23 protein-coding genes are annotated in these 23,282 nt (G+C 61.3%); 14 read left to right on the forward strand and 9 right to left on the reverse strand.

The genetic code is table 11. The features are described from left to right. Positions 1–29 precede the first annotated feature (29 nt). From gspN to ISN74_RS03940, 6 genes are all read left to right on the forward strand, one after another. Complete coding sequence (gene gspN, locus ISN74_RS03915; protein ID WP_188797580.1) at positions 30–812, forward strand: type II secretion system protein N; 783 nt, start codon at positions 30–32, stop codon at positions 810–812. Further along, positions 809–1,609 (forward strand): inositol monophosphatase family protein, encoded by an 801-nt coding sequence (locus ISN74_RS03920; RefSeq protein ID WP_188797582.1) that lies wholly within the window; start codon positions 809–811, stop codon positions 1,607–1,609. The genes gspN and ISN74_RS03920 overlap by 4 nt, the downstream gene beginning before the upstream one ends. A 166-nt stretch (positions 1,610–1,775) precedes the next feature. Beyond that, positions 1,776–2,333, forward strand: a complete 558-nt coding sequence (gene nudE, locus ISN74_RS03925) for an ADP compounds hydrolase NudE (RefSeq protein WP_188797584.1) — start codon at positions 1,776–1,778, stop codon at positions 2,331–2,333. Then, positions 2,330–3,151 carry a 3'(2'),5'-bisphosphate nucleotidase CysQ gene (gene cysQ / locus ISN74_RS03930; RefSeq protein ID WP_188797586.1) on the forward strand — a complete coding sequence of 274 codons (822 nt, stop codon included), beginning with the start codon at positions 2,330–2,332 and terminating at the stop codon, positions 3,149–3,151. Before nudE ends, cysQ begins: the two co-directional genes overlap by 4 nt. Before the next feature lie 115 nt (positions 3,152–3,266). Continuing rightward, entirely contained in the window at positions 3,267–4,079 is an 813-nt protein-coding gene (gene mazG / locus ISN74_RS03935; protein ID WP_188797588.1) for a nucleoside triphosphate pyrophosphohydrolase, read from the forward strand. A 207-nt stretch (positions 4,080–4,286) separates the two neighbouring features. Continuing rightward, a complete protein-coding gene (locus ISN74_RS03940) occupies positions 4,287–5,063 on the forward strand; it encodes a DUF4097 family beta strand repeat-containing protein (protein ID WP_188797590.1) in 777 nt (258 codons plus the stop codon). A gap of 97 nt (positions 5,064–5,160) precedes the next feature. Here the strand turns inward: ISN74_RS03940 and ISN74_RS03945 are convergent, their stop codons facing one another. The 4 genes from ISN74_RS03945 to ISN74_RS03960 form a co-directional block, all read right to left on the reverse strand. Further along, complete coding sequence (locus ISN74_RS03945; RefSeq protein ID WP_229678987.1) at positions 5,161–6,294, reverse strand: SLC13 family permease; 1,134 nt, start codon at positions 6,292–6,294, stop codon at positions 5,161–5,163. A 76-nt stretch (positions 6,295–6,370) separates the two neighbouring features. Beyond that, positions 6,371–7,000, reverse strand: a complete 630-nt coding sequence (locus ISN74_RS03950) for a glutathione S-transferase family protein (RefSeq protein WP_188797592.1) — start codon at positions 6,998–7,000, stop codon at positions 6,371–6,373. Positions 7,001–7,068: 68 nt separating this feature from the next. Beyond that, the gene (locus tag ISN74_RS03955) at positions 7,069–9,552 is read right to left on the reverse strand and encodes an ABC transporter permease (protein ID WP_188797594.1); all 2,484 of its coding nucleotides are present in this window, start codon (positions 9,550–9,552) and stop codon (positions 7,069–7,071) included. 106 nt (positions 9,553–9,658) lie between these two features. Beyond that, positions 9,659–10,345, reverse strand: coding sequence for an ABC transporter ATP-binding protein (locus tag ISN74_RS03960; RefSeq protein WP_188797596.1), 687 nt, complete (start codon positions 10,343–10,345; stop codon positions 9,659–9,661). Here ISN74_RS03960 and ISN74_RS03965 point away from each other — a divergent pair. From ISN74_RS03965 to ISN74_RS03975, 3 genes are all read left to right on the forward strand, one after another. After that, positions 10,344–10,955, forward strand: coding sequence for an arylesterase (locus ISN74_RS03965; RefSeq protein WP_188797598.1), 612 nt, complete (start codon positions 10,344–10,346; stop codon positions 10,953–10,955). The genes ISN74_RS03960 and ISN74_RS03965 overlap by 2 nt on opposite strands. Before the next feature lie 103 nt (positions 10,956–11,058). Then, a complete protein-coding gene (locus ISN74_RS03970) occupies positions 11,059–11,790 on the forward strand; it encodes a response regulator transcription factor (RefSeq protein WP_188797600.1) in 732 nt (243 codons plus the stop codon). Positions 11,791–11,819: 29 nt separating this feature from the next. Then, positions 11,820–12,806, forward strand: a complete 987-nt coding sequence (locus ISN74_RS03975; protein ID WP_188797602.1) for a sensor histidine kinase — start codon at positions 11,820–11,822, stop codon at positions 12,804–12,806. Between the two features lie 46 nt (positions 12,807–12,852). Here ISN74_RS03975 and ISN74_RS21215 read toward each other — a convergent pair whose 3' ends face one another. Next, positions 12,853–14,208 (reverse strand): 3-oxoacid CoA-transferase, encoded by a 1,356-nt coding sequence (locus tag ISN74_RS21215; RefSeq protein WP_188797604.1) that lies wholly within the window; start codon positions 14,206–14,208, stop codon positions 12,853–12,855. A gap of 191 nt (positions 14,209–14,399) precedes the next feature. Between ISN74_RS21215 and ISN74_RS03985 the strand changes: the two genes are divergently transcribed. Beyond that, a complete protein-coding gene (locus ISN74_RS03985; RefSeq protein ID WP_425488829.1) occupies positions 14,400–15,443 on the forward strand; it encodes an isoaspartyl peptidase/L-asparaginase family protein in 1,044 nt (347 codons plus the stop codon). 58 nt (positions 15,444–15,501) lie between these two features. Here ISN74_RS03985 and ISN74_RS03990 read toward each other — a convergent pair whose 3' ends face one another. The 3 genes from ISN74_RS03990 to ISN74_RS04000 all read right to left on the reverse strand — a co-directional run bounded on the left by ISN74_RS03990 (position 15,502) and on the right by ISN74_RS04000 (position 19,509). Continuing rightward, on the reverse strand, positions 15,502–16,089 hold the full coding sequence (locus ISN74_RS03990) for a response regulator transcription factor (protein WP_188797606.1): 588 nt from the start codon (positions 16,087–16,089) through the stop codon (positions 15,502–15,504). Positions 16,090–16,369: 280 nt separating this feature from the next. After that, the gene (locus ISN74_RS03995) at positions 16,370–17,647 is read right to left on the reverse strand and encodes an ATP-binding protein (RefSeq protein ID WP_188797608.1); all 1,278 of its coding nucleotides are present in this window, start codon (positions 17,645–17,647) and stop codon (positions 16,370–16,372) included. A 314-nt stretch (positions 17,648–17,961) separates the two neighbouring features. Then, positions 17,962–19,509: a peptide MFS transporter gene (locus ISN74_RS04000; RefSeq protein ID WP_188797610.1), complete on the reverse strand. Its 1,548-nt coding sequence runs from the start codon at positions 19,507–19,509 to the stop codon at positions 17,962–17,964. A 250-nt stretch (positions 19,510–19,759) separates the two neighbouring features. Between ISN74_RS04000 and ISN74_RS04005 the strand changes: the two genes are divergently transcribed. The 4 genes from ISN74_RS04005 (at position 19,760) to ISN74_RS04020 (ending at position 22,406) form a co-directional block, all read left to right on the forward strand. Further along, a complete protein-coding gene (locus tag ISN74_RS04005; RefSeq protein ID WP_188797612.1) occupies positions 19,760–20,134 on the forward strand; it encodes a diacylglycerol kinase in 375 nt (124 codons plus the stop codon). Positions 20,135–20,349: 215 nt separating this feature from the next. Then, positions 20,350–20,970, forward strand: a complete 621-nt coding sequence (locus ISN74_RS04010) for a LemA family protein (protein ID WP_188797613.1) — start codon at positions 20,350–20,352, stop codon at positions 20,968–20,970. Positions 20,971–20,983: 13 nt separating this feature from the next. Beyond that, complete coding sequence (locus ISN74_RS04015; protein WP_188797615.1) at positions 20,984–21,901, forward strand: TPM domain-containing protein; 918 nt, start codon at positions 20,984–20,986, stop codon at positions 21,899–21,901. A gap of 1 nt (position 21,902) precedes the next feature. Then, positions 21,903–22,406, forward strand: coding sequence for a TPM domain-containing protein (locus ISN74_RS04020; RefSeq protein WP_188797617.1), 504 nt, complete (start codon positions 21,903–21,905; stop codon positions 22,404–22,406). Positions 22,407–22,544: 138 nt separating this feature from the next. Here ISN74_RS04020 and ISN74_RS04025 read toward each other — a convergent pair whose 3' ends face one another. Next, complete coding sequence (locus ISN74_RS04025; RefSeq protein WP_308420744.1) at positions 22,545–23,171, reverse strand: GspH/FimT family protein; 627 nt, start codon at positions 23,169–23,171, stop codon at positions 22,545–22,547. Positions 23,172–23,282: the final 111 nt, after the last annotated feature.

The following is a 23,282-nucleotide window of genomic DNA, read 5'->3' on the forward strand; positions in this document are numbered from 1 at the left end:
CCCACACGAGCTTCACTTCGCACACAGGTATGAAACATCTGAACAAAGTACTCGCTGGTCTCGCCGCATTCCTCATAGCACTTACGCTGCTCGTCTGGTTCATGCCTGCACGCCTCGCGTTACCACTGATGCAGTCGCGAATTCACGGGCTTCGCTTCGATCAACTCGATGGCACGTTGTGGCAAGGCCGTGCCGGACAGGTGTCGGCGTCGGATGGCACGCCTTTGGGGAGTCTTTCCTGGACCCTCTCGCGACGTGCGTTGCTCGGCGATGTGCAGTTGGGGTTGGATTTGCGTCAGCCGCAACTTCAATGGCAGGCGCAGATGCATCGTCTGTCGGATACGCAGGAAGACTGGCGCGATGTCACCTTGCATGCCGATATGGCGTTGCTCGGCGTGCAACCGCTACTCAACGGACAACCGCAGGGTCAATTCGATTTGCATGTCGCGCAAGCCGTGTTGCAGGGACGTTGGCCCATGCAGGTCGAAGCCTCCGGCGCCTGGTCCAAGGCCGCAGTGCGCACGGCACAAGGCGTTGTTCCGCTCGGAAACCTGCTGCTGTCGATTCATGGCGAGGCTGGTGTTTTGAAGGCATCGCTCGATGACGATGGAAGCGGTCCGCTGCAGACGGCTGGACGGCTATCTTTGAGTCCATTGGGCTGGGATTTGCATCTGAGCATGAAGCCGCGCCGCGACGATCCAGCGCTTTTACACTGGTTGCGCGGCTTCGGTGCGCCAACAGCGGACGGCAGCGTGCAACTCCGCTATCGTGGTGGTTTGGCTCAATTCAATTCAGGCACGGAAAATCCATGAGCGGACAGCATTGGGATGCGGCGCTGAAAGCAGCGCGTGAGGCAGCGGAGGCTGCCGCCGAGGTGATTCGGCATTACTGGCGTCGAGGCGTCGACGTTGAAATCAAGTCGGACGCCACGCCGGTGACGATTGCCGATCGCGAAGCCGAGCAGGCGATTCGCGCCGTGCTTGGCCCGGCGTTGCCCGGTGCGGCGATTTATGGCGAGGAATTCGGCCTGGATGGCAGCCGCGATGGCCTGCTCTGGCTGGTTGATCCGCTGGACGGCACCAAGAGTTTCGTGCGGCGTACACCGTTCTTTTCCACCCAGATCGCGTTGATGCATCAGGGTGAACTGGTGCTGGGCGTATCCAGCGCGCCGGTCTACGGCGAAACGATGTGGGCCAGCGCGGGTGGCGGAACCTGGTTCAACGGCGAGCGTGTGCAGGTGGCGCAGACATCAGAGATGGCGCAAGCCTCGATCTCCACCGGCAACGTGAAGACCCTCACCGACGATGCGCGCTGGCAGGCGTTGGGCGCACTTATCCGCGACAGCAACCGCATCCGCGGTTATGGCGATTTCTGCCACTACCACTTGCTTGCCCGTGGTGGGCTGGATCTGGTGATCGAGTCGGATGTGAATATCCTGGATGTCGCTGCCTTGGCGGTGATCGTGCGCGAGGCGGGTGGTGTCTTTACCGACCTGGAAGGCCAGCCGCTGACGCTGGAGACGCGTAGCGTATTGGCCGGTACGCCGGCGATTCACACGCAGGCTTTGCGTCGACTCGCTCTGTCCCCCTTGGGGAGAGGTCCGGGATGAGGGGCGATCTTGCGGACATGGTCCTTTGACACATAGCCTGATGTAGCTTTATCGCGAGAGCGTTCCTCACCTCAATCCACCTCCTCGCTCCTCGAAGCGAGGCTATCCACGGCCTCTCCCCGCATCTCGAAGGGGAGAGAAGGCAAAAGCCCGCTACAATCCCTCGATGCCACGCTATCCCATCATCCACGCCAAGCGCGACTCGGACACCAGCAGTTTCCTGCATGTGGAACAGGTGGATCTGGAATTCTCCAACGGCGAGCACCGCACCTACGAGCGCCTGAAAGGCAGCGGCCTGGGCGCGGTGATCATCGTGCCGATGATCGACGAAGAGACCGTCCTGCTCGTGCGCGAATACGGCGTCGGGGTGGAGCGCTACGAGCTGGGCCTACCCAAGGGCCGGCTCGATCGTGACGAAACCGTGGAGCAGGGCGCCAATCGCGAGCTGAAGGAAGAAGTCGGCTACGGCGCTCGCTCGTTGAAGATCCTGCACAACCTGTCCCTGTCGCCCTCTTACATGACGCATATGGCGCACGTGGTGCTGGCGCAGGATCTATATCCCGAAAGCCTGCCCGGCGACGAACCCGAACCGCTCGAAGTGGTGCCGTGGAAGCTCGCCGATCTGCATACCCTGGTCTCGCGTGACGACGTCACCGAAGGCCGTTCCATCGCGGCGCTATTCATGGCGCGCGAATACTTAGCCGGACGCCTGCAACGAACGTGAGCGACAGCCTCGACCATCCCCTGTTATTGCAGATCGGCCTGCTGGCGCGCCGCGCCGGCGAGGCGATCATGACCGTCTACCGTGAAGACTTCGATGTCGAAGTCAAGGAAGACCACTCGCCGCTGACGGCGGCAGACCTCGCCGCGCAAAAGGTGATCGCCGCCGGTCTGGCGCAGCTCGATACGGTGCTTCCGGTCGTTTCGGAAGAGGCCAGCCATTCGCCGTGGGAGCAACGCCAGACGTGGACGCGCTACTGGCTGGTCGATCCCCTTGACGGCACCCGCGAATTCATCAAGCGCAACGGCGAATTCACCGTCAACATTGCCCTGATCGAGCAAGGTGAACCGGTGATGGGCGTGGTACTGGCGCCAGTCACGGGGGAGCTGTTTGTCGCCGCACGTGGGCGCGGCACCTGGTGGCAAGTGCAGGACGGCGCCGAGTGGGAGCGCATCTTCACGCGTGAGCTGGCCAACCCGCCGGTGGCTGCTGGCAGCCGCTCGCATGGCGGCATGGCCGAAACGACCATGCGTCGCCTGCTGGGTGAGGACTATCACTTGCAACCACTGGGCTCCTCGCTCAAGTTCTGCCTGCTGGCGCGTGGCGCCGCTGATGTCTACCTGCGTCGTGGCCCGACCAGCGAATGGGATACCGCCGCCGCCCAATGTGTGCTGGAAGAGGCCGGCGGAGCCGTGCTCGACCTCACCGGCCAGCCTTTGCGCTACAACCGCGGCGAATCCCTGATCAATCCGGAATTCCTGGCCGTGGGCGATACCGGCATCGACTGGGCGTCACGGATGCGTGAAGCCGGCTTGCCGTGAAGGCTTGGCGGGACATTTCATCCCGTCGCCCCGGCGCAGGCCGGGGTCCGGCGACTTTCGAACCGTAAGACACAGGTCCTGGCTTGCGCCGGGACGACGCACGTTGAAGATCCCCATGACCGACGCTACCCGCCACTCCCTCGCCGACCTGCTCGCCATCATGGCCCGCCTGCGTGATCCCGAGCGCGGCTGCCCCTGGGACGTCAAGCAGGACTTCAGCACCATCGCCCCCTATACCGTCGAAGAGGCCTACGAAGTCGCCGATGCCATCGACCGCCGCGACTGGCACGATCTGCGCGACGAGTTGGGCGATCTGCTGCTGCAAGTGGTTTTCCATGCGCAGATGGCGAAAGAGCAGGGTTTGTTCGATTTCGACGATGTGGCCAACGCCATCAGCGACAAAATGCTGCGCCGCCATCCGCATGTTTTTGGCGACGTCACGTATGCCGACCTTGACGAACAGAAACGCGCCTGGGACGAGATCAAGGCACGCGAGCGGGCGGCAAAAGGCGACCAGCACGATGACAGCGTGCTCGCTGGCGTATCACGCGGACAGCCCGAATGGCAGCGTGCGCTCAAGTTGCAGCAGCGTGCCGCCACGGTCGGTTTCGACTGGCCCGATCATCGCCCGGTGATCGAAAAACTGCATGAAGAACTGGCTGAAGTCGATGCCGAATTCGCCGCCGGCGCTGATCCGGCCCGCTTGGAGGATGAGATCGGCGACGTGCTGTTCGTGGCGGTCAATCTGGCACGGCATGCGAGGGTCGATTTTGTCCGGGCGCTGAAGCACGCGAATGCGAAATTCGAGCGGCGTTTCCGCAGGATGGAGCAGCTGGCCGCGGAGGCGGGGGAGCCCTTGTCCGCCTCGGATCTGGCCGAACAGGAAGCATTGTGGCGCAAAGCGAAGGCGGAAGAACCCAAGCTTTAGGCACTTCACCTTCTTTGCTTCGTCGGGCATAGATAGGCACAGATGGCTGGAAGCGCCGGCCTTATGCCGGCGCTGGCCGGGATGACGGTAGGTAAGGCCAGGCACCGCGAGTAAGGCAGCAAAGGGACGAGGTGAGTCAGCTGTCAGCCTTCAACCTTTGTCCTCTGGCAAGCATCTGAGCATTTGAATAACGACCGGAGATTCCCTATGCGCCGCACCCTCGTTCTTTTGCCTCTGCTGCTGATCTCGTTAACGGCGGCGGCGGACGACTGCCGCTATTCAGCCCCACGCAATCTGCACGATGACCTCTCCGGCGTGCGTGGCGTGCAGATCGAACTGCACAGCCATGATATGCATCTGGTCGGCAACGGCAGCTCCGGTTCGCTGGAGATCACCGGCCGGGCCTGCGCCTCCTCGCAAAGCGCATTGGACAACTTGCAAGTCACCTCGCACCGCGAAGGTGACCAGCTGATTGTCGATGTGGGTGGTGGCCACGGCGTCAACATCAGCTTCTTCGGGGTGTCCTACCAGGACTTGGATCTGCAGATCCAATTGCCTTCCACCATACCGGTATCGGTCAATGACGGTTCCGGTGATGCCTATATCAGCGGCCTGTCCCAGCTTGATGTGCAAACGGGTTCGGGCGATGTGCATATCCACGATATTTCCGGTGATGTGAGCGTGACGAACGGCTCGGGCGATGTCGAAATCGCGCACATCGGCAGCCTGCGGGCGGGTACCGTGGGTTCAGGCGATCTGAATGCGCGCGATATCACCAGCAATGCGCACATCGGCAGCGTAGGTTCCGGCGACGTGGTGTTGGACAAGGTAGGCGGTAATGTCGACGTGGGCACGCTGGGTTCGGGCGATCTGACCGTAAGCAACGTGCGCGGTGATCTCACCGTCGGCGCCAAAGGCAGCGGCGATGTCAGCCATAGCAATATCGGCGGCCACATCAACGTGCCGCACGATGACGACGACTAAGACCACGCTCTTGCCCCTCTCCTGCTAACAGGAGAGGGTTCGGGTGGAACAGTCATGTATGCCTGAAAAGCAGGTGCAATACCGAGGCTTCCACTCTTCAGCCCAACAGAAGCGCCATCAGATACACCAGCGGTGCGCACACCAGCAAAAACGGAATCGAAACCGCGTGAAAAAGCCGCATCCCATGCGGCTGTCTGGCCAGGCGCAAGGCAATCAGGTTGGCCAGTGAGCCGATCACCACGCCAAAGCCACCCACGTTCACTGCAACAGCCAGCGCCATGGCATTCGGTGCACGATCGAGCAGCAAGACCGTAGCAGGCACATTGCTGATCAACTGCGAGCTCACAATGCCGCCCAGATACACCGCCAACGGCTGATTGAAATCGATGTTGCCCAATGCGTGGTCAACGATTGGTAATGTGGCGAAGTGACCGAGACCCAGAAAAATAGCGGCAAAAGTGGCCATCAGCAGCCAGTCGATACGTATCAGGCTGCGCCAGGAAAACATGGCGAATGGCAGCACCAGCAGCAAAGCCCCCAGTGGTGCATGACCGTGCTCCATCATCAGCACCATAAGGGCCAGGCTGACCAGCGACAGCAACGCCAGCGATATCGAAACGTCGTGGCCATCGAGTTGCTCAGCTTGCAGCTCCACGCGATCTTTGGGCAGCCACAACCAGGTCAACGCCGCAACCAGTACAAACATCACCGACGCTGCCGGCAGCATCGTGCCCACGAATGATAGAAACGGAACCTGTGCGTGTTGCCATATCAGCAGATTTTGCGGATTGCCGATCGGGCTCAATGTTGAGCCGGCATTCACCGCCAGCGCTTCCAGCACCGCCATGCGCAGCACCGGCAGGTTGGACATGCTGCCGATGGCGACGGTCAACGGCACGATCAGGAACAGGCTGACATCGTTGGTCAGTACCGTCGAAAGCACAGCCGTCATGCTGACCAGCAACAATCCCACGCCACGCAGCGAATGGATACGCGCCACCATGGCGCCAGCCATGCGTTGCACCAGCCCGCTGTCGCGGATGCCCTGGATCGCAATCAACAGACCAAGCAGACCCGATAAGGTCGGCAACTGCAGCCAGCGTTGGTAACGCGCAAGCGGTTGCGGATCGATGCAGGCCAGTACGATCGTCAAGGCGACGAACAACAGCAGCAGCCACTCGTGTTTCAAGCGGCTGCGCCAGTGCGGTGCAGACAACGTATCGACTGTCACGAATGCCTCAAACAGCGAATGACCCTTACCGTCGCCCCAGCCTGTGCCGGGACGACGGTAAGGAGGTATGGGGCTTTTACCACTCGCTCAAACCTTCCAGTTCATAGAGCCGTGTCCAGCTCGGGCGTGCACGCACCAGATCCGCAAGCTGTTTCAGTGCGGGCCATTCCGTCGCAGGCCGCGGCATATTGCGCGACCAGCGCATCAGCATGGTCAGCAGCAAATCGGCGCCGGAAAAATCCTGGCCCAGCATATAAGGGCCGTGCGCCGAAAGATGGGCTTCGAGCCGATCCCAGATGCTTTCGATCTTGCGCTGTACCGCTGCGCGGATTGCCGGAGGCGTTTCTTCGAAACCCAATTCGTCCGGATAGAACCACAGCCGGTAGGTGGACATCAGCGCGTTGCTAAGAAATACCGACCACTGCAGCCACGCGTCGCGCGCAGCGGTGCCGACGGGCGGGATCAGCTTCGCTTCGGGGTGGCGTTCGGCGAGGATGGTGAGCAAGGCGACTGACTCGTAGACAGGCCGTCCATCGATCAACAGCGTCGGCACCTTGCCGCCCGGATTGAGCTTCAGATATTCCGCGTTGTGCTGGGCGTCCTTGTCGAAGTCGACCAGTTCGAGCCGGTAATCCGCACCGATTTCGAGCAGGGCCTGATGTACGACCATGCTCGCGGTGCCCGGAGAGTAATAGAGGGTGTACATAGACGGTGCCGTTCGGAAGATGGGGGTATCGTAGCGGTTTGTCGGGCTGTCGCAGATACCCGCCTCCCTTATTCCGCCCGCAGTAGCCGCATGGGCGGTGTATGCGTCACCTTGCGCGTACCGGCCAGCCCCAGCAGCATCACCACGATCGCGGCCAGCAGTGCGGCAACCGTCAGCGGCCAGGGATGCGGTATGAAGCCCTTGACGTGAAACACGCTGCGCCCCAACCACCATCCGCCCACCATCGCACCCAGTGCCGCGGTGATGCCTGCGATTAATCCCAGCAACGCAAATTCACAAGCGGCTGCAACACGCAGCAAACCGCGGCGTGCACCCAGCGTGCGCAGCAAAGCGGCTTCATGACGGCGTTCCTGTCCACTGGTCGCAAGCGCTGCCGCCAGCACCAATGCACCGGCCAGCAGACTGAAGCCGAGCACCCAACGCACTGCGCCGGTTACGCGCTGCACGATCTCACGCACGCGATCGAGCAAGGCATCGACATCAACCATGCTCAGGTTCGGATACGTGCGCGAAAGTTTTGCCAGGGCTTCGGTATTGCCGCGCGGCAGATAGAAACTGGCAATCCACGTATGCGGGAGTACGTTCGCGTGCGGCGGATCCATCAGCAGGAAGAAGTTGACCTTGAACGAGGTCCAGTCCACGTGCCGGAAGCTGGTCACCTTGGCATCAAGCTGGCCTTCGCCGACATCGAAACGCATTGTGTCACCAAGCTTCAGCGCGTACATGTCGCGCCACATCGTATCCACCGACACTTCGGCTTCCGGCGGATTGGGCCCAAACCATTGGCCGGCGATCACGGTATTGGCGGGTGGAAGCTGGTCGGACCAGGACAGGCGCAGTTGGCGATCGTTCCAGTCTTTGGTGCGTTCGTCCTTGAAGTGGATGGTGTCGATCGGCTGGCCGTTGATCGCGGTGAGTTTGCCGACCGCCAACGGCATCATGTTGAGTTGATTGCCGCCGATGTCCGCGAGGGCCTTGCTGAAATCGCCACGCTGATCGTCCTGCAGGTTGAGTACAAACCAGTTGGGCGTGTCCGAAGGCAGCTCCTGCCGCCAACCATCGAGTAAGGCGGGCGCCACGATGGCGAGCAGCAGCAAGGCGGTAAGCCCCAGGCTGAGTGCGGTCGCCTGCACAATGCTCAAGCCGCGTCGGCGAGCCAGCGCAGCCATGCCCAGGCGCAGAGCAGGGTGACCACCCGGCGTGATCCGTCGCGCGATCCACAACAGCAAGGCAGCCAGCAGCGCGGCGACCACCGCGACACCCAGCAGACTCGCGGCGAGAATGCCGGCCAGGTTGGCCGAGCCGCTGAGCTGCCAGATCAACGCCAGCGCCACCACGGCGGGAAGCAGGTACAGCGCATCGAAACGCCGCACCCGGCGCGCCAGGCTCGCGCGGAACACCGCAACAGGCGGCACATCGGCCAGCCGCACCAGCGGCGGCAGCGCGAAACCTGCCAATACCGCGATACCCATACCGGCTGCGGCCAGCGACGGCAGGATGGGCAAAACTGTGGGCACGCCCGCAAATAACTGGCTGGCGAACATCCACGCGCCCTGTGACAGCGCCAGCGCCAGCAGCACGCCGATCAGCGCCGCTGGCAGTGCAAGACCGCCAAGCGTTCCCAGCAACAAGCCGAACACCCGCCTGCGCGACGTACCCAGTGCGCGCAATAGGGATACCTCACTGGTCTTGCGCCGTGCATAGCGTTGTGCAGCAAGCGCAATCGCCACGCCGGAGAGCAGTGCAGAAAGCAGTGCAGTGAGGCGCAGGAACGCACCCGCCCGATCGAACGCACTGCGCATCCGTTCCTGCGTCTGCTCGGGCGTGATCAGCTCGCCGCCTTGTGGCAACGCCGTGCCCTGCGCCCACTGCCGCCATCTCTGCACGGCAGCGGGTTCGCCGGCCAATAACAAACTATGCCGTGCACGGCTGCCGACACCCAGCAATCCTGCTTGCTGCGCGTCATCCAGATTCATCAGCGCACGCGGTGCCATCGCGACCAGTTCGCCGCCATCGGGCTGTTGGATCAGCTCACCTGCAATACGCAGATCGCGACCGCCCAGTTGCACGGTGTCGCCGACTTGCCGATGCAACGCGACCAATGCGCGATGGTCGAGCAACACGCTGCCGCTCGCCGGACCGTGACTGACGTGTTGCGTCCCGCTGGCGTCGCCGATCAGCAGCGTGCCGCGCAAGGGATAGGCATCATCCGTCGCCAAAACTTCCAGTAACTGGCTTTGCTGTTGCGCGAAGGCAACGCTTGGGAAACTTGCTGTACGGGTAATGGCCAAGCCGCGTTCGCTGCCGGCGGCAGCAAATTTTTCGGGAATATCCTGCGGCACAGAGACACCCACGTCACCGCCGATCAATTCAGCAGCACTGGCGAGCACACCTCGCTCCATGCGTGCAGTGAGTGTGGCGACCACGCCTAGCGCGACCACTGCGAGCACCAGCGAAGCGGCGAGGGTGCGCATTTCCGGCAAGTGCCATTCGCGGCGCAGGCTGCGTAATGCGAGCAGCAGGATTTTCATGCGTGCCTCGCGTTGTCGTGCCGCTTCATCCGTCGTCCCGGCCTACGCCGGGACGACGGATGAAGTATTTCGCGAGCATTGAGAGGCCGGACGGTGGTGCGCATGTTCATACCAACGGCTCCAACTTCCCTTCCTGCAACTCCACCCGTCGCACGCAACGTTCCGCCAGTTGCAGATCATGCGTTACCAAGATCAGCGTGGTGCCATGATCCCGATTCAATGCAAACAACAAATCACACACATGCCGCCCAGTGCGGCGATCCAGATTGCCCGTAGGCTCGTCGGCAAACAGCACGCGCGGACCGTGCACGAATGCACGCGCAATCGCCACGCGCTGTTGTTCACCACCGGAAAGCTGTGCCGGGTAGTGCTTGCGTCGCGCACTGAGTTCCACGGCTTCCAGCGCTTCGCGCGCGCGCTCGCGTGCAGCGGGGTTGCCTTCCAGCTCCAGTGGCAGCATCACGTTCTGTTCGGCGGTCAGGGCAGGCAGCAAGTGGAATGACTGGAATACGAAACCCACCAGCCTTCGGCGCAGATCTGCACGCGCTTCTTCATCGAGCTGCTCCAGCGCATGGCCATCCAGCGAAATGCTGCCTTGCGTGGGCGTGTCCAGCCCGGCCAGCAGGCCGAGCAGGGTGGTCTTGCCAGAGCCGGAAGCGCCGACGATGGCGAAGCTCTCGCCGTCGTGCACTTGCATCGCGACGTTGCTGAGGATATCCAGCCGTCCCTCGGGTCCGTTGACCGACTTGCTAACATCCCGGACATCCAGCACCGGACGAGAACCACCACTCATGCGTCGTTTCCTTTGTTTGCTTGTTCTGCTTTGCGGTATCGGTGTGTTGCAGGCTGCACCGGCGAAAAACGTGCTGGTGCTGGGCGATTCCTTGTCCGCCGCGCACAACATTCCTGTGGAATCCGGTTGGGCGCATCTGCTGGAAGTACGTTTGAACGACATGGAGCCGGGCTGGGCCGTCATCAATGCCAGCATCAGCGGTGAAACTTCGCTGAGCGGCCGCAATCGCCTGCCGGGTCTGCTGGCGCAGTATCACCCGCGCATTGTGGTGATCGAACTGGGGGCGAACGATGGCTTGCAAGGCCTGCCGCTGCCCAACCTGCGCGACAACCTTGCCACCATGATCGACGCCGCACAGCACACAGGCGCCAAGGTGCTGCTGCTGGGTATCGAGCTGCCGGTGAACTACGGTCCGCAATACCGCGACGGCCTGCGTGCGATCTACGCCGGCCTGGCGCATGACAAGCACGTCGCCCTGGTGCCCTTTTTGCTGGACGGGGTGGCTCTGAACCCGGCGCTGATGCAGGAAGATGGCCTGCACCCGGTGGCTGCCGGTGAGCCGATTGTGCTCAACACCGTGTGGCAACAGCTCAAGTCCTTGCTGGATTGAGCTTTTCACCACAGTTTCATGGCCAAAAATTCACGTTCCGCTTACACGGCAGACCGTTAGCCTTCACAAATGTGAAGATTACGCGGTGTCCAACGAGGCGAACATGAGTTCACGTGACGAGCATGCCGGTCTGATCCTGTTGGTGGAAGACAACCGCCAGATCGCGGAAATGGTAGGGGAGTTTCTGGAGCGTCGCGGCTATTCCGTTGATTTTGCTCAGGATGGAGTGAGTGGCCTACACCTCGCGGTATCGAACAGTTACGACGTGGTCGTGCTGGACCTGATGCTGCCAGGCATCGATGGCCTGGATGTCTGCCGCAAGCTGCGTTCGGAAGCCAAGAAGTCCACGCCGGTGCTGATGCTGACGGCGCGGGATACTCTGGAGGACAAGCTGGTCGGCCTGGAAGCCGGTGCCGACGACTATCTCGTGAAACCCTTCGAGGTGCGCGAACTGGAGGCTCGCCTGCGAGCCCTGATCCGTCGCGACCGGCGACAGGTTTCCAGCGAAGTGCTCAACGTGGGGGATATGACCCTGGACACGGCCACTTTGCGACTGACCCGTGGCGGGCACGAACTTACCGTGTCACCGATCGGTCTCAAATTGCTGGCCATACTGATGCGCGAATCGCCGCGTGTGGTAAGCCGGCGCGATATCGAACGAGAGATCTGGGGGGATACCTTGCCCGATTCGGATACTTTGCGCTCGCATCTGTATAACCTGCGCCGGATTATCGACAAGCCGTTCCAGCGCCCGCTGCTGCACACGATTCATTCTGCTGGTTACCGCTTGGCCGACCTGGATTCCGAAACAACCGCAACAAGCCATTTCGCCTGACCGCTCAATACGCCTAACCGCCCAATCACATGACACAACAGGGTGCGCCAACCCAACGCGCTGCGCACGCACGCGGTGGTCTTCATCGCCAGTTGCTGCTGATCTTCGGCTTGCAACTGGTAGCGATCGTTTTGGCCTGTTTAATGGGTTATTACGACGTGGCACCGGTGGGCGCGGTATTGGCGTTGATCGTGATTGTTGGCGCGCTCGCCTGGCTGGCTGCACAGCGCGCCCTTCGTCCATTCAGTACGCTGGCGCGGATGGTGGGCAATTGGCATGAAGGGCAGACCGAGCTGCAATCGCTGCAACCGGATCACCTGTTGCATCGTGTCGATGCGGATGTGGCTACGCTGGCACGCAGCTTCCAAAGCTTCGCCAGTCGCATCGCCGGTTACAACGAGCGCGAGCGCAATTTCACGCGCGATGCCAGCCACGAGCTGCGTAGCCCGTTGACGGTGATCAAGATGTCCACCGATATGCTGGCGGATGAGTCAGGTCTCAGTGATTTCGGCAAGCGTTCACTGGAACGTATTCGCCGCGCCACGCGTGAAATGGAGGCGCTGGTGGAAGCGATGCTGATCCTGGCGCGCGAAACCGATAACGGGCAGGGCGAGCAGGATTTCGTGGTGAACGATGTCCTGCGTGATGAGCTGGTCGACGCACGCGAGATGCTGCACGGCCATCCGATCGAATTGCAGTTCGAAGAACCCGCCACGTTTGCATTGCATGGTTCACCGCGTGTGTTTGCGGTGTTGTGCTGGCAACTGATTCGTCATGCCAGCCAATACACCGGACAGGGCACGGTGTTGGTCACCGTGCTGCCTGGCGCGGTAAGCGTATGCGCCACCGCTGGCACCGATCACGATCCGCATCTACCGGGCCAGCAGGGATTCGAATACGCCATCGCGCGGCGCATCAGCGAGCGTTTTGCGTGGCCGCTGGATCTGCGTGTGCAGGGCGGCAACAGTTATGTGGCGGAAATTCGCTTTCCGCAGCCGTTGCCGGTGCCTGGCTGATACGTCAACTCCTTCTCCCCAAAGGGGAGAAGGAGTTGCACGGCATTTACCGCAACGACGGATGCACCTCAAACGGGCACCCCGTCTTTGCCTTCACTTCATCGACCGTCACGCCTTCCTGCAGCTCGATCAGCGTCAGGCCCTTGCCCTTGGCCACTTCGAATACGCACAGGTCGGTGATGATCAGATCCACCACCTGCTGACCGGTGAGCGGCAGGTCGCACTGTTCTTTGATCTTTGGCGAACCATCCTTCGCGGTGTGCTCCATCAGCACCACCACGCGCTGCACGCCGCTGACCAGATCCATCGCGCCACCCGGGCCCTTCACCATCTTGCCCGGCACCATCCAGTTGGCGAGATCGCCGGTGCAGGACACTTCCAGGCCACCAAGGATCGACAGGTTGATGTGGCCGCCACGAATCATCGCGAACGATTCGGCGCTGGAGAAATAACTCGAGCCGGGCAGTGCAGTGATCGTCTGCTTGCCCGCGTTGATCAGGTCGGGATCGACGTGTGCGTCATCCGGGAACGGCCCGATGCCAAGCAAGCCGTTCTCTGACTGCAAGGTCACGTCCATGCCTTCGGGAATGAAGTTCGCTACCAGCGTGGGAATGCCGATGCCGAGATTGACATAGAAACCGTCGCGCAGTTCTTTCGCGGCGCGATGCGCCATCGCCATGCGGATCGGGCTTTCCTTGCCGGTGTTGGCGCCGGCAATGGTGCGGAATTCGATGCGCTTTTCGTACTTCTCACCCTGGATGATGCGGTCGACGTAGATGCCGGGCACATGAATCTGGTTCGGATCCAGCTCGCCCACTTCGACCAGCTCTTCCACCTCGGCCACGCAAATCTTGCCGCAGGTGGCGATCATCGGATTGAAGTTGCGCGCCGTCTTGCGGAAGACGAGGTTGCCGAACTTGTCGCCCTTCCACGCTTTGACGATGGAAAGGTCGGCATGAATGGCTTCTTCCAGCACGTATTCTTTCTCGCCAAACTTCTTCGTTTCCTTGCCTTCGGCCAGCTTGGTGCCGTACGCCGTGCGCGTATAGAAGCCGGGAATGCCCGCGCCGCCGGCGCGCAGCTTCTCCGCCAGCGTACCCTGCGGCACCAGATGCAGTTCCAGTTCGCCGGACAGCACCTGGCGTTCAAACTCCTTGTTCTCGCCCACGTACGAGGCGTACACGCGCTTGACCTGGTGTGTCTTCAGCAGCGGCCCCATGCCGAAATCGTCCACGCCAGCGTTGTTGCCGACGATGGTCAGGCTCTTGGTACCGGCGGCCAGCAGCGCGCCAATCAGGTTTTCCGGGATGCCGCACAGGCCAAAACCGCCTGCCGCAATGGTCATGTCATCAAACAGCAGGCCATCCAGAGCCTTTGCCGCGTTTGCATAAACCTTATCCATGTGGGTGCCTTCTAGCCGGGGAGATATAGCTCCCTAGGATACGACGGATTGATGTCCGTGCATGCTGTACGAAGGTCGCAGCGGCGGGTTATCCGGCTGTCTAAGCCATTGACACGGCACTGTTATGCCGTACGGCTGAGCATGTCAAACAGGGTGGCTATACTCGGGTGGAAAGTCTGGAGACGTACCACGTGAAGCTGTCCCACCTATTCGTTGCACTGGCCGCCCTGGGAGTTGCCGCGATGACTCACGCCACTACCCCGGTCCTGGTCATTCACGGTGGTTCCGGCGTGATCAAGCGCGATATGACGCCCGCCAAGGAAAAGGCGGTACGTGCCGCCATGACCAAGGCGCTGGTGGACGGCTACGCCCAGCTCAAGGCCGGCAAGCCGGCTCTGGATGCTGTCACCACAGCGATCACGGTGCTGGAGGATGACTCCAACTTCAACGCCGGCAAGGGCTCGGTGTTCAACCACGATGGCAAGAACGAAATGGATGCTGCCGTCATGGACGGCGACACCTTGCGTGCCGGCTCTATCGCCGGCGTGCATCGCGTAAAGAATCCGATCCTGCTGGCGCGCGCGGTGATGGAGCACTCATCGCACGTGATGTTGATCGGCGATGGGGCCGAAGCGTTTGCGAAGGAGCAGGGCATTACCCTGGTCGATCCTTCCTATTTCCATACCGATGAACGCTGGCAGCAATTGCAGAAGGCGCTCAAGGAAGATGCAGCCAAACAGCCGCATGTCGATGTCGAAACGGCCAAACATTTCGGCACGGTGGGCGCCGTCGCGCTCGATGGCGAGGGCCATCTTGCTGCCGGCACCTCCACCGGAGGTATGGCCGACAAACGCTGGGGACGCGTTGGCGATTCACCCATCATCGGTGCCGGCACCTATGCCAATGCGCAGTGCGCCGTATCAGGCACGGGTTGGGGCGAGTTCTACATCCGCACTGTCGCTGCACACGAAATCTGCATGAAGGTGTCGATGTTGAACGAGCCGATCCAGCGTGCGGCTGCCGAGGTGATCAATCAGGAAATTCCGTCGATGGGCGGTAGCGGCGGGGCGATCGCGCTGGACAGCGACGGCAATATCGCCATGCCGTTCAATACCGACGGCATGTATCGCGGATGGATCGGTGCGGACGGTGTGCCGCATGTGGCGATCTATGACGACGAGCCGGATCCGTCGAATCGGACACCTGCGCCTGCTGCTTCCGCATCGACGGATTGAAAGCGCTATCGCACTTTGCGCAATGGCTACGTAGCGCAGCAGCAAACGGCCGCTGAAATCAGTGGGCTTGTTCCGGCCGTTCCCGCACCGGATGCTTGCTCAATTTGCGCTGCAAGGTGCGGCGATGCATGCCGAGACGACGCGCGGTTTCGGAGATATTCCCGTCGCATTCGGTGAGCACGCGCTGGATGTGTTCCCATTCCAGACGGCGCAGTGCCAGTGGCGCTTCGGGCGCGTCGATAACTTCATCGTCGGCCTGCGGTGCGCTATCACCTTCGAGCAGAGCGCGAACTACGGCGTCGGCGTCGACAGGCTTGGACAGGTAATCATGTGCGCCGCGCTTGATTGCTTCGACAGCGGTGGCGATCGATGCGTAGCCGGTCAGCAGCAGGATGCGCATGTCCGGCACCAGTTCGTGCAGCTCGGGAATCAGTCGCAGCCCGTTTTCTTCGCCGAGCTTGAGATCGAGCACGCAGTGGCGGGGTTGATGGCGGCGCGAGAGTGCGCGGGCTTCGTCGGCGCGACTGGCGGTGATGACTTCGAAACCGCGTGAGGTCAGGGCCCGGCTAAGTACACGTACAAAGGTGGCGTCGTCGTCCACGATCAACAGTGGGCGGGTGCTGCTTGCCTGATTCAGGTGGATCATTTGCTGCTACCAGTCGTATTCGCCCGCCTATTTTGCCGCATTCACCGATTCCATGCTCGTTTGGCGTCGAAGCTTGGGTTGGCGTGACGTGGCCAAGCCAACAAACCGGCAACTCTGGGCACGTAGAGACTGTTGTTCGAATTACGCCCCAAGATACAACCATGCCTCACCGTCATTCCGGCGAAGGCCGGAATGACGGTGAGGCGTTATAAGACGTCTCGAAAAGATATCAAGCCGTATAGGACAAACGACGAGCTGAACGCTACTTGGGCCCTGTGTATCAGCGCTCGGTGATGGCTGATAACGGCAGGCGCAGGCGCATTTCCGCGCCGTTATCGGTATTGGTGGCAATCAACTCACCGTTCAGACGCTCCGCGGTGGCTTCTGCCAGCGCCAGGCCAATGCCGAGACCGCTTTGCTTGCCACTTTCCCCAATCGACGCTGTGGCACTAGCGGGATGAAACCCGGGGCCACGATCGCGCACAGCCCATTCGAGCCCATCGCCATCGCGATGAACTTCCAATGTCACCTGATTGGAATCACGCATGGCCGAGGCATCGGCCGCATTGTTGAGCAGGTTGATCAGGGCGTGACGCAAGCCCGGCGGCGTGCGCAGTACCAGCGGTTCAAGATTCGCGGGCACCAGCAGTTCAAGTTCCGCTTCTGGACGCAGCAGCTTGAAACGTTCGACAAAACCATGGATGAAAGCCTGCAATGTCGTGCGCTCAGGTTCCTGCGACAACTGCGTTTTGCCGAAAGCCACCATTTCGCGCAGGATGACGCGACAGCGGTCGACTTGCCCTTCCAGCAGCTCAAGATCCTCATCCAGCACCGTATCGTCGGCATGTTCACGCCGCAGTTCCGGGAGCAGTGTACGCATCGTCGATAGCGGCGTATTCAGCTCGTGCGCCGCGCCGGCTGCCTGGGTGGCGATGGCCAGAATGCCTTCGTCGCGCAGCGCGCGTTCGCGCACGCGTTGCACTTCCAATTGTTGCAGGCGTACTGCCATAGCGAGCCGGTTGATGAAGAAGCCGAGCAACAACGCGCTGATGGCGAAGTTGACGCCCATGCCGGCGACATGCAGCGAAAATCCCTGATCCGTGCCCATCAGTTCGTTCATCGGCAGCGGCACATACCAGCGCAGCAGCACGAGATAGGCAGCGCCGGCGATGGCCGCTACCGAAAGCACCGCGGGCACCGACAACGCGGCTGCACTCAACGCAATCGGCACCAGCAGCAGCGTCACGAAGGGATTGCTGGCCCCGCCGGTGAAGTGCAACAGATAACCCAGCACCAGCGTATCTGCGGCAACATGACACACCGTCTCCCACTCCCGCACCGGCCAGGGTTGGCTGATGCGCCAGGCTGCAAATACCGCGAACACAGCCAGCAGATCGATGCCGAGCAGCAAGGGCAGGGTGGGAATATCGATCCGCATCCACCAGGAACAAATCATCACGGCCATGCTTTGGCCGGCGATGGCGCATAGGCGCAGCCAGACGAGGGTGCGCGTCAGCGCAAAGGGGCCGATGGGTTGCTTGAGTTGATGCGGAGGCATAAGCGAGGGTGGATTATCTCTTTCCCCGCCATGCGGGATGAAAGAGAGGGTGTTGCATGCGCGGGCTTCGGCGCAAGAGTGAATAACCCCCAAGGCTCCTAAGGCATCCCTCGTTTTTTGCTCATCATTGAGGCGTAATGCTTCAATTTAAGCAAATTTCCACTCTGCCTCACCGTCATCCCAGCCTTCGCTGGGATGACGGCGAGGGGCCATGGGGTTTACTTAGATTCGGAACATGGCGGCACGCCAGGCAAAAACGCGGAAATCCCTCAGCTCCAGCCCTCCCCTGCCAGCAGGGGAGGGAGTTTGAAACATCAAGGCGCGTTGAACTCTTCGCTGCGCACGGCGGGCAGTGGTTCGTTATTCGCGGTATCGGCGTGGTTGGTCGAAAGACGCTTCATCATCGGCAACACGGCCATAGCGACCAGCGTGCAGGCCACGCCGACGAAACCCAGCTTGTTGAACAGGCTGGTGTAGATGGTCAGCGACTGCACCGGATCGGTGAGACCTTCGGGAATATGCGCGTAGTTGGCGACCACGCTGCCCAGGTATTGCGAGATACCGGATGCCACGAAGTACGTGCCCATCATCAGACCGCCCATGCGCTCAGGCACGTAGCGGGCAATCATCGCCAGTCCCAGTCCGCTCACCAGCAGCTCACCCAGCGAATACAGGCCGTAGCCCCAAACCATGATCCAGGAGGACACCCGGCCGTCCACTGCAAACTTGGCGCCAACGCCATAGATAAAGAAGCCGGCAGCGACGGCAGCGAAGCCCCAGGCAAACTTCGCAGCAACGGAAGGATCCTTGCCCAGACGTCCCAGCGAGTTGTAGATCCAAACCAGCACCGGACTGAGCAGCACGATCCAGATTGAGTTGAGGTTCTGATATTGCTCGGGAATCCAGGTGAACAGGTGGACGCCGAACAATCCGAAGTTGAGATCCACATTGCGTTGCGCGAACAAGTTCAGCGACGTGGACATCTGTTGGTAGAAGATAAAGAAGAAAATCGTCTGCACCACCAGCACCAACGCGGCGATCAAACCGGAGCGCTCGCTGCGGTGGCTCACTGCAATCATGTAGATGAACACGATGAACATCGCGATGCCCGCCACCACCACGCCCCACTTGGCGACGGTTTCGCTTTGCAGAATCAGGATCGAGGCAAACACGGTGGCGACGGCCGCGACCATCACGGCCAACAGGCGCTTCTTGTTGACCGGTTCGTTGTCCGCAGGCGAGCCAACGTGGGCGAGCGTGCGGCTCATGATCGAATAGTTGATCAAGCCGATGATCAGGCCGATCGCGCAGACGCCAAAGGCGGTATGCCAGCCCATCGAATCGCCGTACTTGGCGGCGACTACATCGCGGATCCATGGTGTCAGCGTCATCGAGATCATCGAGCCGATGTTCACCGCCATGTAGTAGATGGTGAAGGCGCTGTCGATCTTCGAATCCTCGCCGTCATAGATCTTGCGCACGAGGTTGCCGGAGTTGGCTTTGAACAAGCCGTTGCCGACGATGATCACGCCCAGTGCCGCGTAAGTGAAATTGGCGTGGTCGGAAGGAATCCAGAGCAGCGCGTAGCCCAGCGACAGGATGATGGCGCCGATCAACATGGTGCGGCGGGTGCCGAGGAGCTTGTCGCCGATCCAGCCGCCGATCGCCGGTGTGGCGTAGATCAAGGCGGTGGCGGCACCCCAGACCAGGTTGGCCTTAGTGTCGACGAAGCCGAGCCTCTTCATCATGAAGGTGACCATCAGCACCTGCATGCCGTAGAAGCCGAAGCGCTCCCACATTTCGATCAGGAAGACCGTGCTGAATGAGCGGGTTTGTGAAACGGGGCGAGTCTGGATTGCCATGAAGTATTCCGTGTACGTGTACTGCGAGGCCGAAATCGGCCTGTAATTAAGTGCTCTGGGAAAGGCACAATCGCCGAAGGGTAACCCATTCGTCATTTGCTTGAAGTTGCAATGCGGCATGCAAAATCCTGCGGGCCGGGAGCGGGCGACCTTGCTTGTGGCATCATGGCGCGCTTGTTACCGCCCCCGGGGAGTCCGCTCGCCATGCCGAAAAACGCCGTAACTTCCTCTGTGGCTTACCGTTCCTGCCATGCCCGGTAGTGGATTCCGGGGCGACCCGCGTCAGCTCTGGCGCGCTTTCCGGTGGTCGATGAATGGGCTCCGCGCCGGCTGGCGCCATGAGGCCTCGTTCCGGCTGGAAGCCATGCTTACCGTCGTCCTGTTGCCCATCGGGCTGTGGGTGGGGCATGGCGCGCTGGAGAAGATTGCGCTGGTCTCGCCGGTGATCCTGGTGCTGTCGGTGGAGCTGCTCAACTCCGCCATCGAGGCGGTGGTCGACAAGGTCAGCCCGGAATTCCACGAACTGGCCGGCCGGGCCAAGGACATGGGCTCGGCAGCGGTATTCCTGCTGCTGGTGCTGGTGGTGCTGTGCTGGGGGCTGATCCTGGGGCCACGCTGGTTCTAGCCGTTCGAAAGGTGGCCCGACAGGCGGCAAGCAAGCGAAGCGAGCCCCGGTGCGGCCCACCCCAAGTTGGGCGCCGGGACCCGCTTCGCTCACCGTTAGCTTATGGGCTTGGATGTAGTCTGGGTTGTAGGTAGGTGCTTGTTTGTCGTGCGCAAAAGATTGCATCCATGTAATCCAGATGCTGCAATGCCATCTCACTGGAAGGGAGCACTCCGATGAAAACCGTCCGCATACTTCTTCTGATGCTGTTGGTCGTGATGCTTTCCGGTTGCGGTTACAACGCCATCCAGCAGCAGGACGAAGCCGTGAAGGCGCAATGGTCCGAAGTACTGAACCAGTACCAGCGGCGTGCCGATCTGGTGCCTAACCTGGTCAATACGGTCAAGGGCTACGCCGCGCATGAAGAGAAGGTCTTCACTGAAGTGACCGACGCCCGTTCGCGGGTCGGCAACATCCAGATCAACGCTGACGATCCCGATTCGCTGGCGAAATTCCAGGCCGCACAAGGCCAGTTGACCGGCGCGCTGTCGCGCTTGATGGCGGTCAGCGAGAACTACCCGAATCTGAAGGCAGACGGTCTGTTCCAGAACCTGCAGGCGCAGCTGGAAGGCACCGAGAACCGCATCACCGTGGCACGCAACCGCTATATCCAGGCGGTGCAGCAGTACAACACGCTGATCCGCACCTTCCCCAACAACCTCACCGCGAAGATGTTTGGCTATCAACCTAAGCCCAGCTTCACGGTAGAAAACGAGAAAGCCATTTCCACGGCGCCGACCGTCGATTTCGGCAATAGCGCGCCGGCCAATCCGGCACCGGCCGCATCGGCGCACTGAGAGGCATGTCATCATGATGCGGCGCTGGCTGCGCCTGTGGACCGTACTGGCGATAGCGCTGCTATCGCCGTCGCTTCCGCTGCACGCCGATGATTTGCCAGCGGTGCCGACGCTCACGCGGCACGTGACCGATCTGACCGGCACGCTGACGTCGCAGCAGATCGACCAGCTCGATGCGCAGCTCACCCATCTGGAGAAACAGAAGGGCGCGCAGCTGGTGGTGCTGATGGTCGGCACCACGCAACCGGATGACTTCGATGACTACTCTTTGCGCGTGGCTGAGCAGAACAAGCTCGGGCGCAAGGGTGTGGATGATGGTGTGTTATTGCTGATTGCCAAGAATGATCGGCAGGTACGCATCGAGGTGGGTTACGGACTGGAAGGCGCGATCCCTGACGCCGCCAGTGCACGCATCATCCGCGAATACATCGCGCCAAAGTTTCGGGTCAACGATTACGCAGGCGGTATCAACGATGCCGTTGGCGCCCTGACCCAACTGATCAACGGCGAACCGTTGCCACCGCCTGTGCGCGGCAATGAGACCGTGCGGCATGGTGGAGATTTCCAGGGTATTTTCTTCCTCGCCATCTTCGCCGTGCTTTTCCTGCGTGGCATTTTCGGCCGTGCGCCGGCCTTGGTGCGCGCACCGATCGGTGGTTTTGTGGTGGGCGGTTTGCTGTGGATGCTGGCGTCGGCCGGCATCGGCATTTTTGGCGGCATCATCGGCGGCGCGCTGATGCTGTTGCCAGCCGGCGCGGGTCGTTCCATCGGCGGAGGCGGATGGGGTGGCGGCGGCTTCGGAGGCTGGGGCGGCGGCGGTTTCGGTGGAGGCGGCGGGTTTGGCGGCGGTGGCGGTGGCGGATTCAGCGGTGGCGGATTCAGCGGTGGCGGCGGCAGCTTCGGCGGCGGCGGTGCATCGGGGAGCTGGTGACATGACGCTCGCGCAACGGTTGTTCGCCAATCTCTTCCAGGGCTGGTTCCAGATTCATCGGCGCTTTCCCTCCGACTTGCTCGACGACATGACCGCCGCGATTGCAGACGGCGAACATACACACCTGGGCGAAGTGCGTTTTGCCATCGAATCCCGACTTTCCTTGCACGCCGTGCTTACGGGGCTGGATGCGCAGACGCGCGCCCGCCAAGTCTTCGGTCAGCTAGGCGTGTGGGATACCGAGCACAACTGCGGCGTACTGCTGTATCTGCTGCTGGCCGAACATCGCATTGAGATCGTCGCCGATCGCGGTATCGCAAAGCGGGTGAAGCCGGAAGAGTGGGCGGCCATCTGCGCGGGGATGCAGCAGGGTTTCGCAGCAGGGCAATGGCGTGCCGGCGCGCTGCATGGCATTACCGAAGTGCATGCCTTGCTGGCGAGACATTTTCCCAGTCATGGCAAGGCGCGTCCGGATGAATTGCCGGATCGGCCTGTGTTGCTCTGAGCAGCAATCCCCTTGCCTCAAATTGCATCCTGTCGCCCCGGCGTAGGCCGGGGCCCAGTGACTTAATCGCGATCAAAGGCGCTAGGTCCCGGCCTGCGCCGGGACGACGGGATGAGGGTTTACGCTTGATCGGTGCCCTCAATCCGTCCCAGCACATCTTGCCGCATCCGCAGCTTTCGCCACCTCACCACGCACACGTCCGCGCCGCGCAATCACCACACTCAATGCACGCGACGCGTCATTGCGTAGACAGATCGTCAGTGTCTGATTGCTATTGCCTACGGTGCCATCTGGCTGAAAGCGCACACTTCGCCTGCTGCCACTGCCAACAATATTGAGCCGTCTGGAATATTTGCCGCCCACATACAACGGCACGCCATCCGGCTGTCCTTTGTTGCTCGGATCGCGTCCGATCAACCAGCCGTCGCTCCACGCGTTGTTGCTATTGCACGTCAGTCCATCGCTGCTGGGACAGAACACGATGCGTACTTGATCGTTCACGGCCAGATAACGGGCATGCAGAACGGCGGTGATGTAATCGTTCTGGGCAGCGTTCAGTTCCTGCCGATCCAGCATGTTCGCGAACGATGGCACGGCAGCGGCGGCAAGCACGGCCAGGATGATGAGTGCCACGATCTGCTCGATCAGCCCGAAACCGTCGATCTTGCGCGGATAACCCCCTCTCTTGCTCGTCCCACGGGGACTACCTTCGGGTCGTAGGGAGGGGTGGGATGTATTTACACAGCCTTGCCTCATATCTCCCATGCTAGACCGCGCTTTGGGCGGTCTCAGCAGCCCCAACGCCTTTCGCCGGTCAGGTGCTGCTGACAGGCCCTGTCAGCATCCAGCATTTAAAATGCGCCTCCGAGCCCGCAG

Origin of the sequence: Dyella caseinilytica (assembly GCF_016865235.1) — a bacterium.
Classification (GTDB): Bacteria; Pseudomonadota; Gammaproteobacteria; order Xanthomonadales; family Rhodanobacteraceae; genus Dyella_B; species Dyella_B caseinilytica.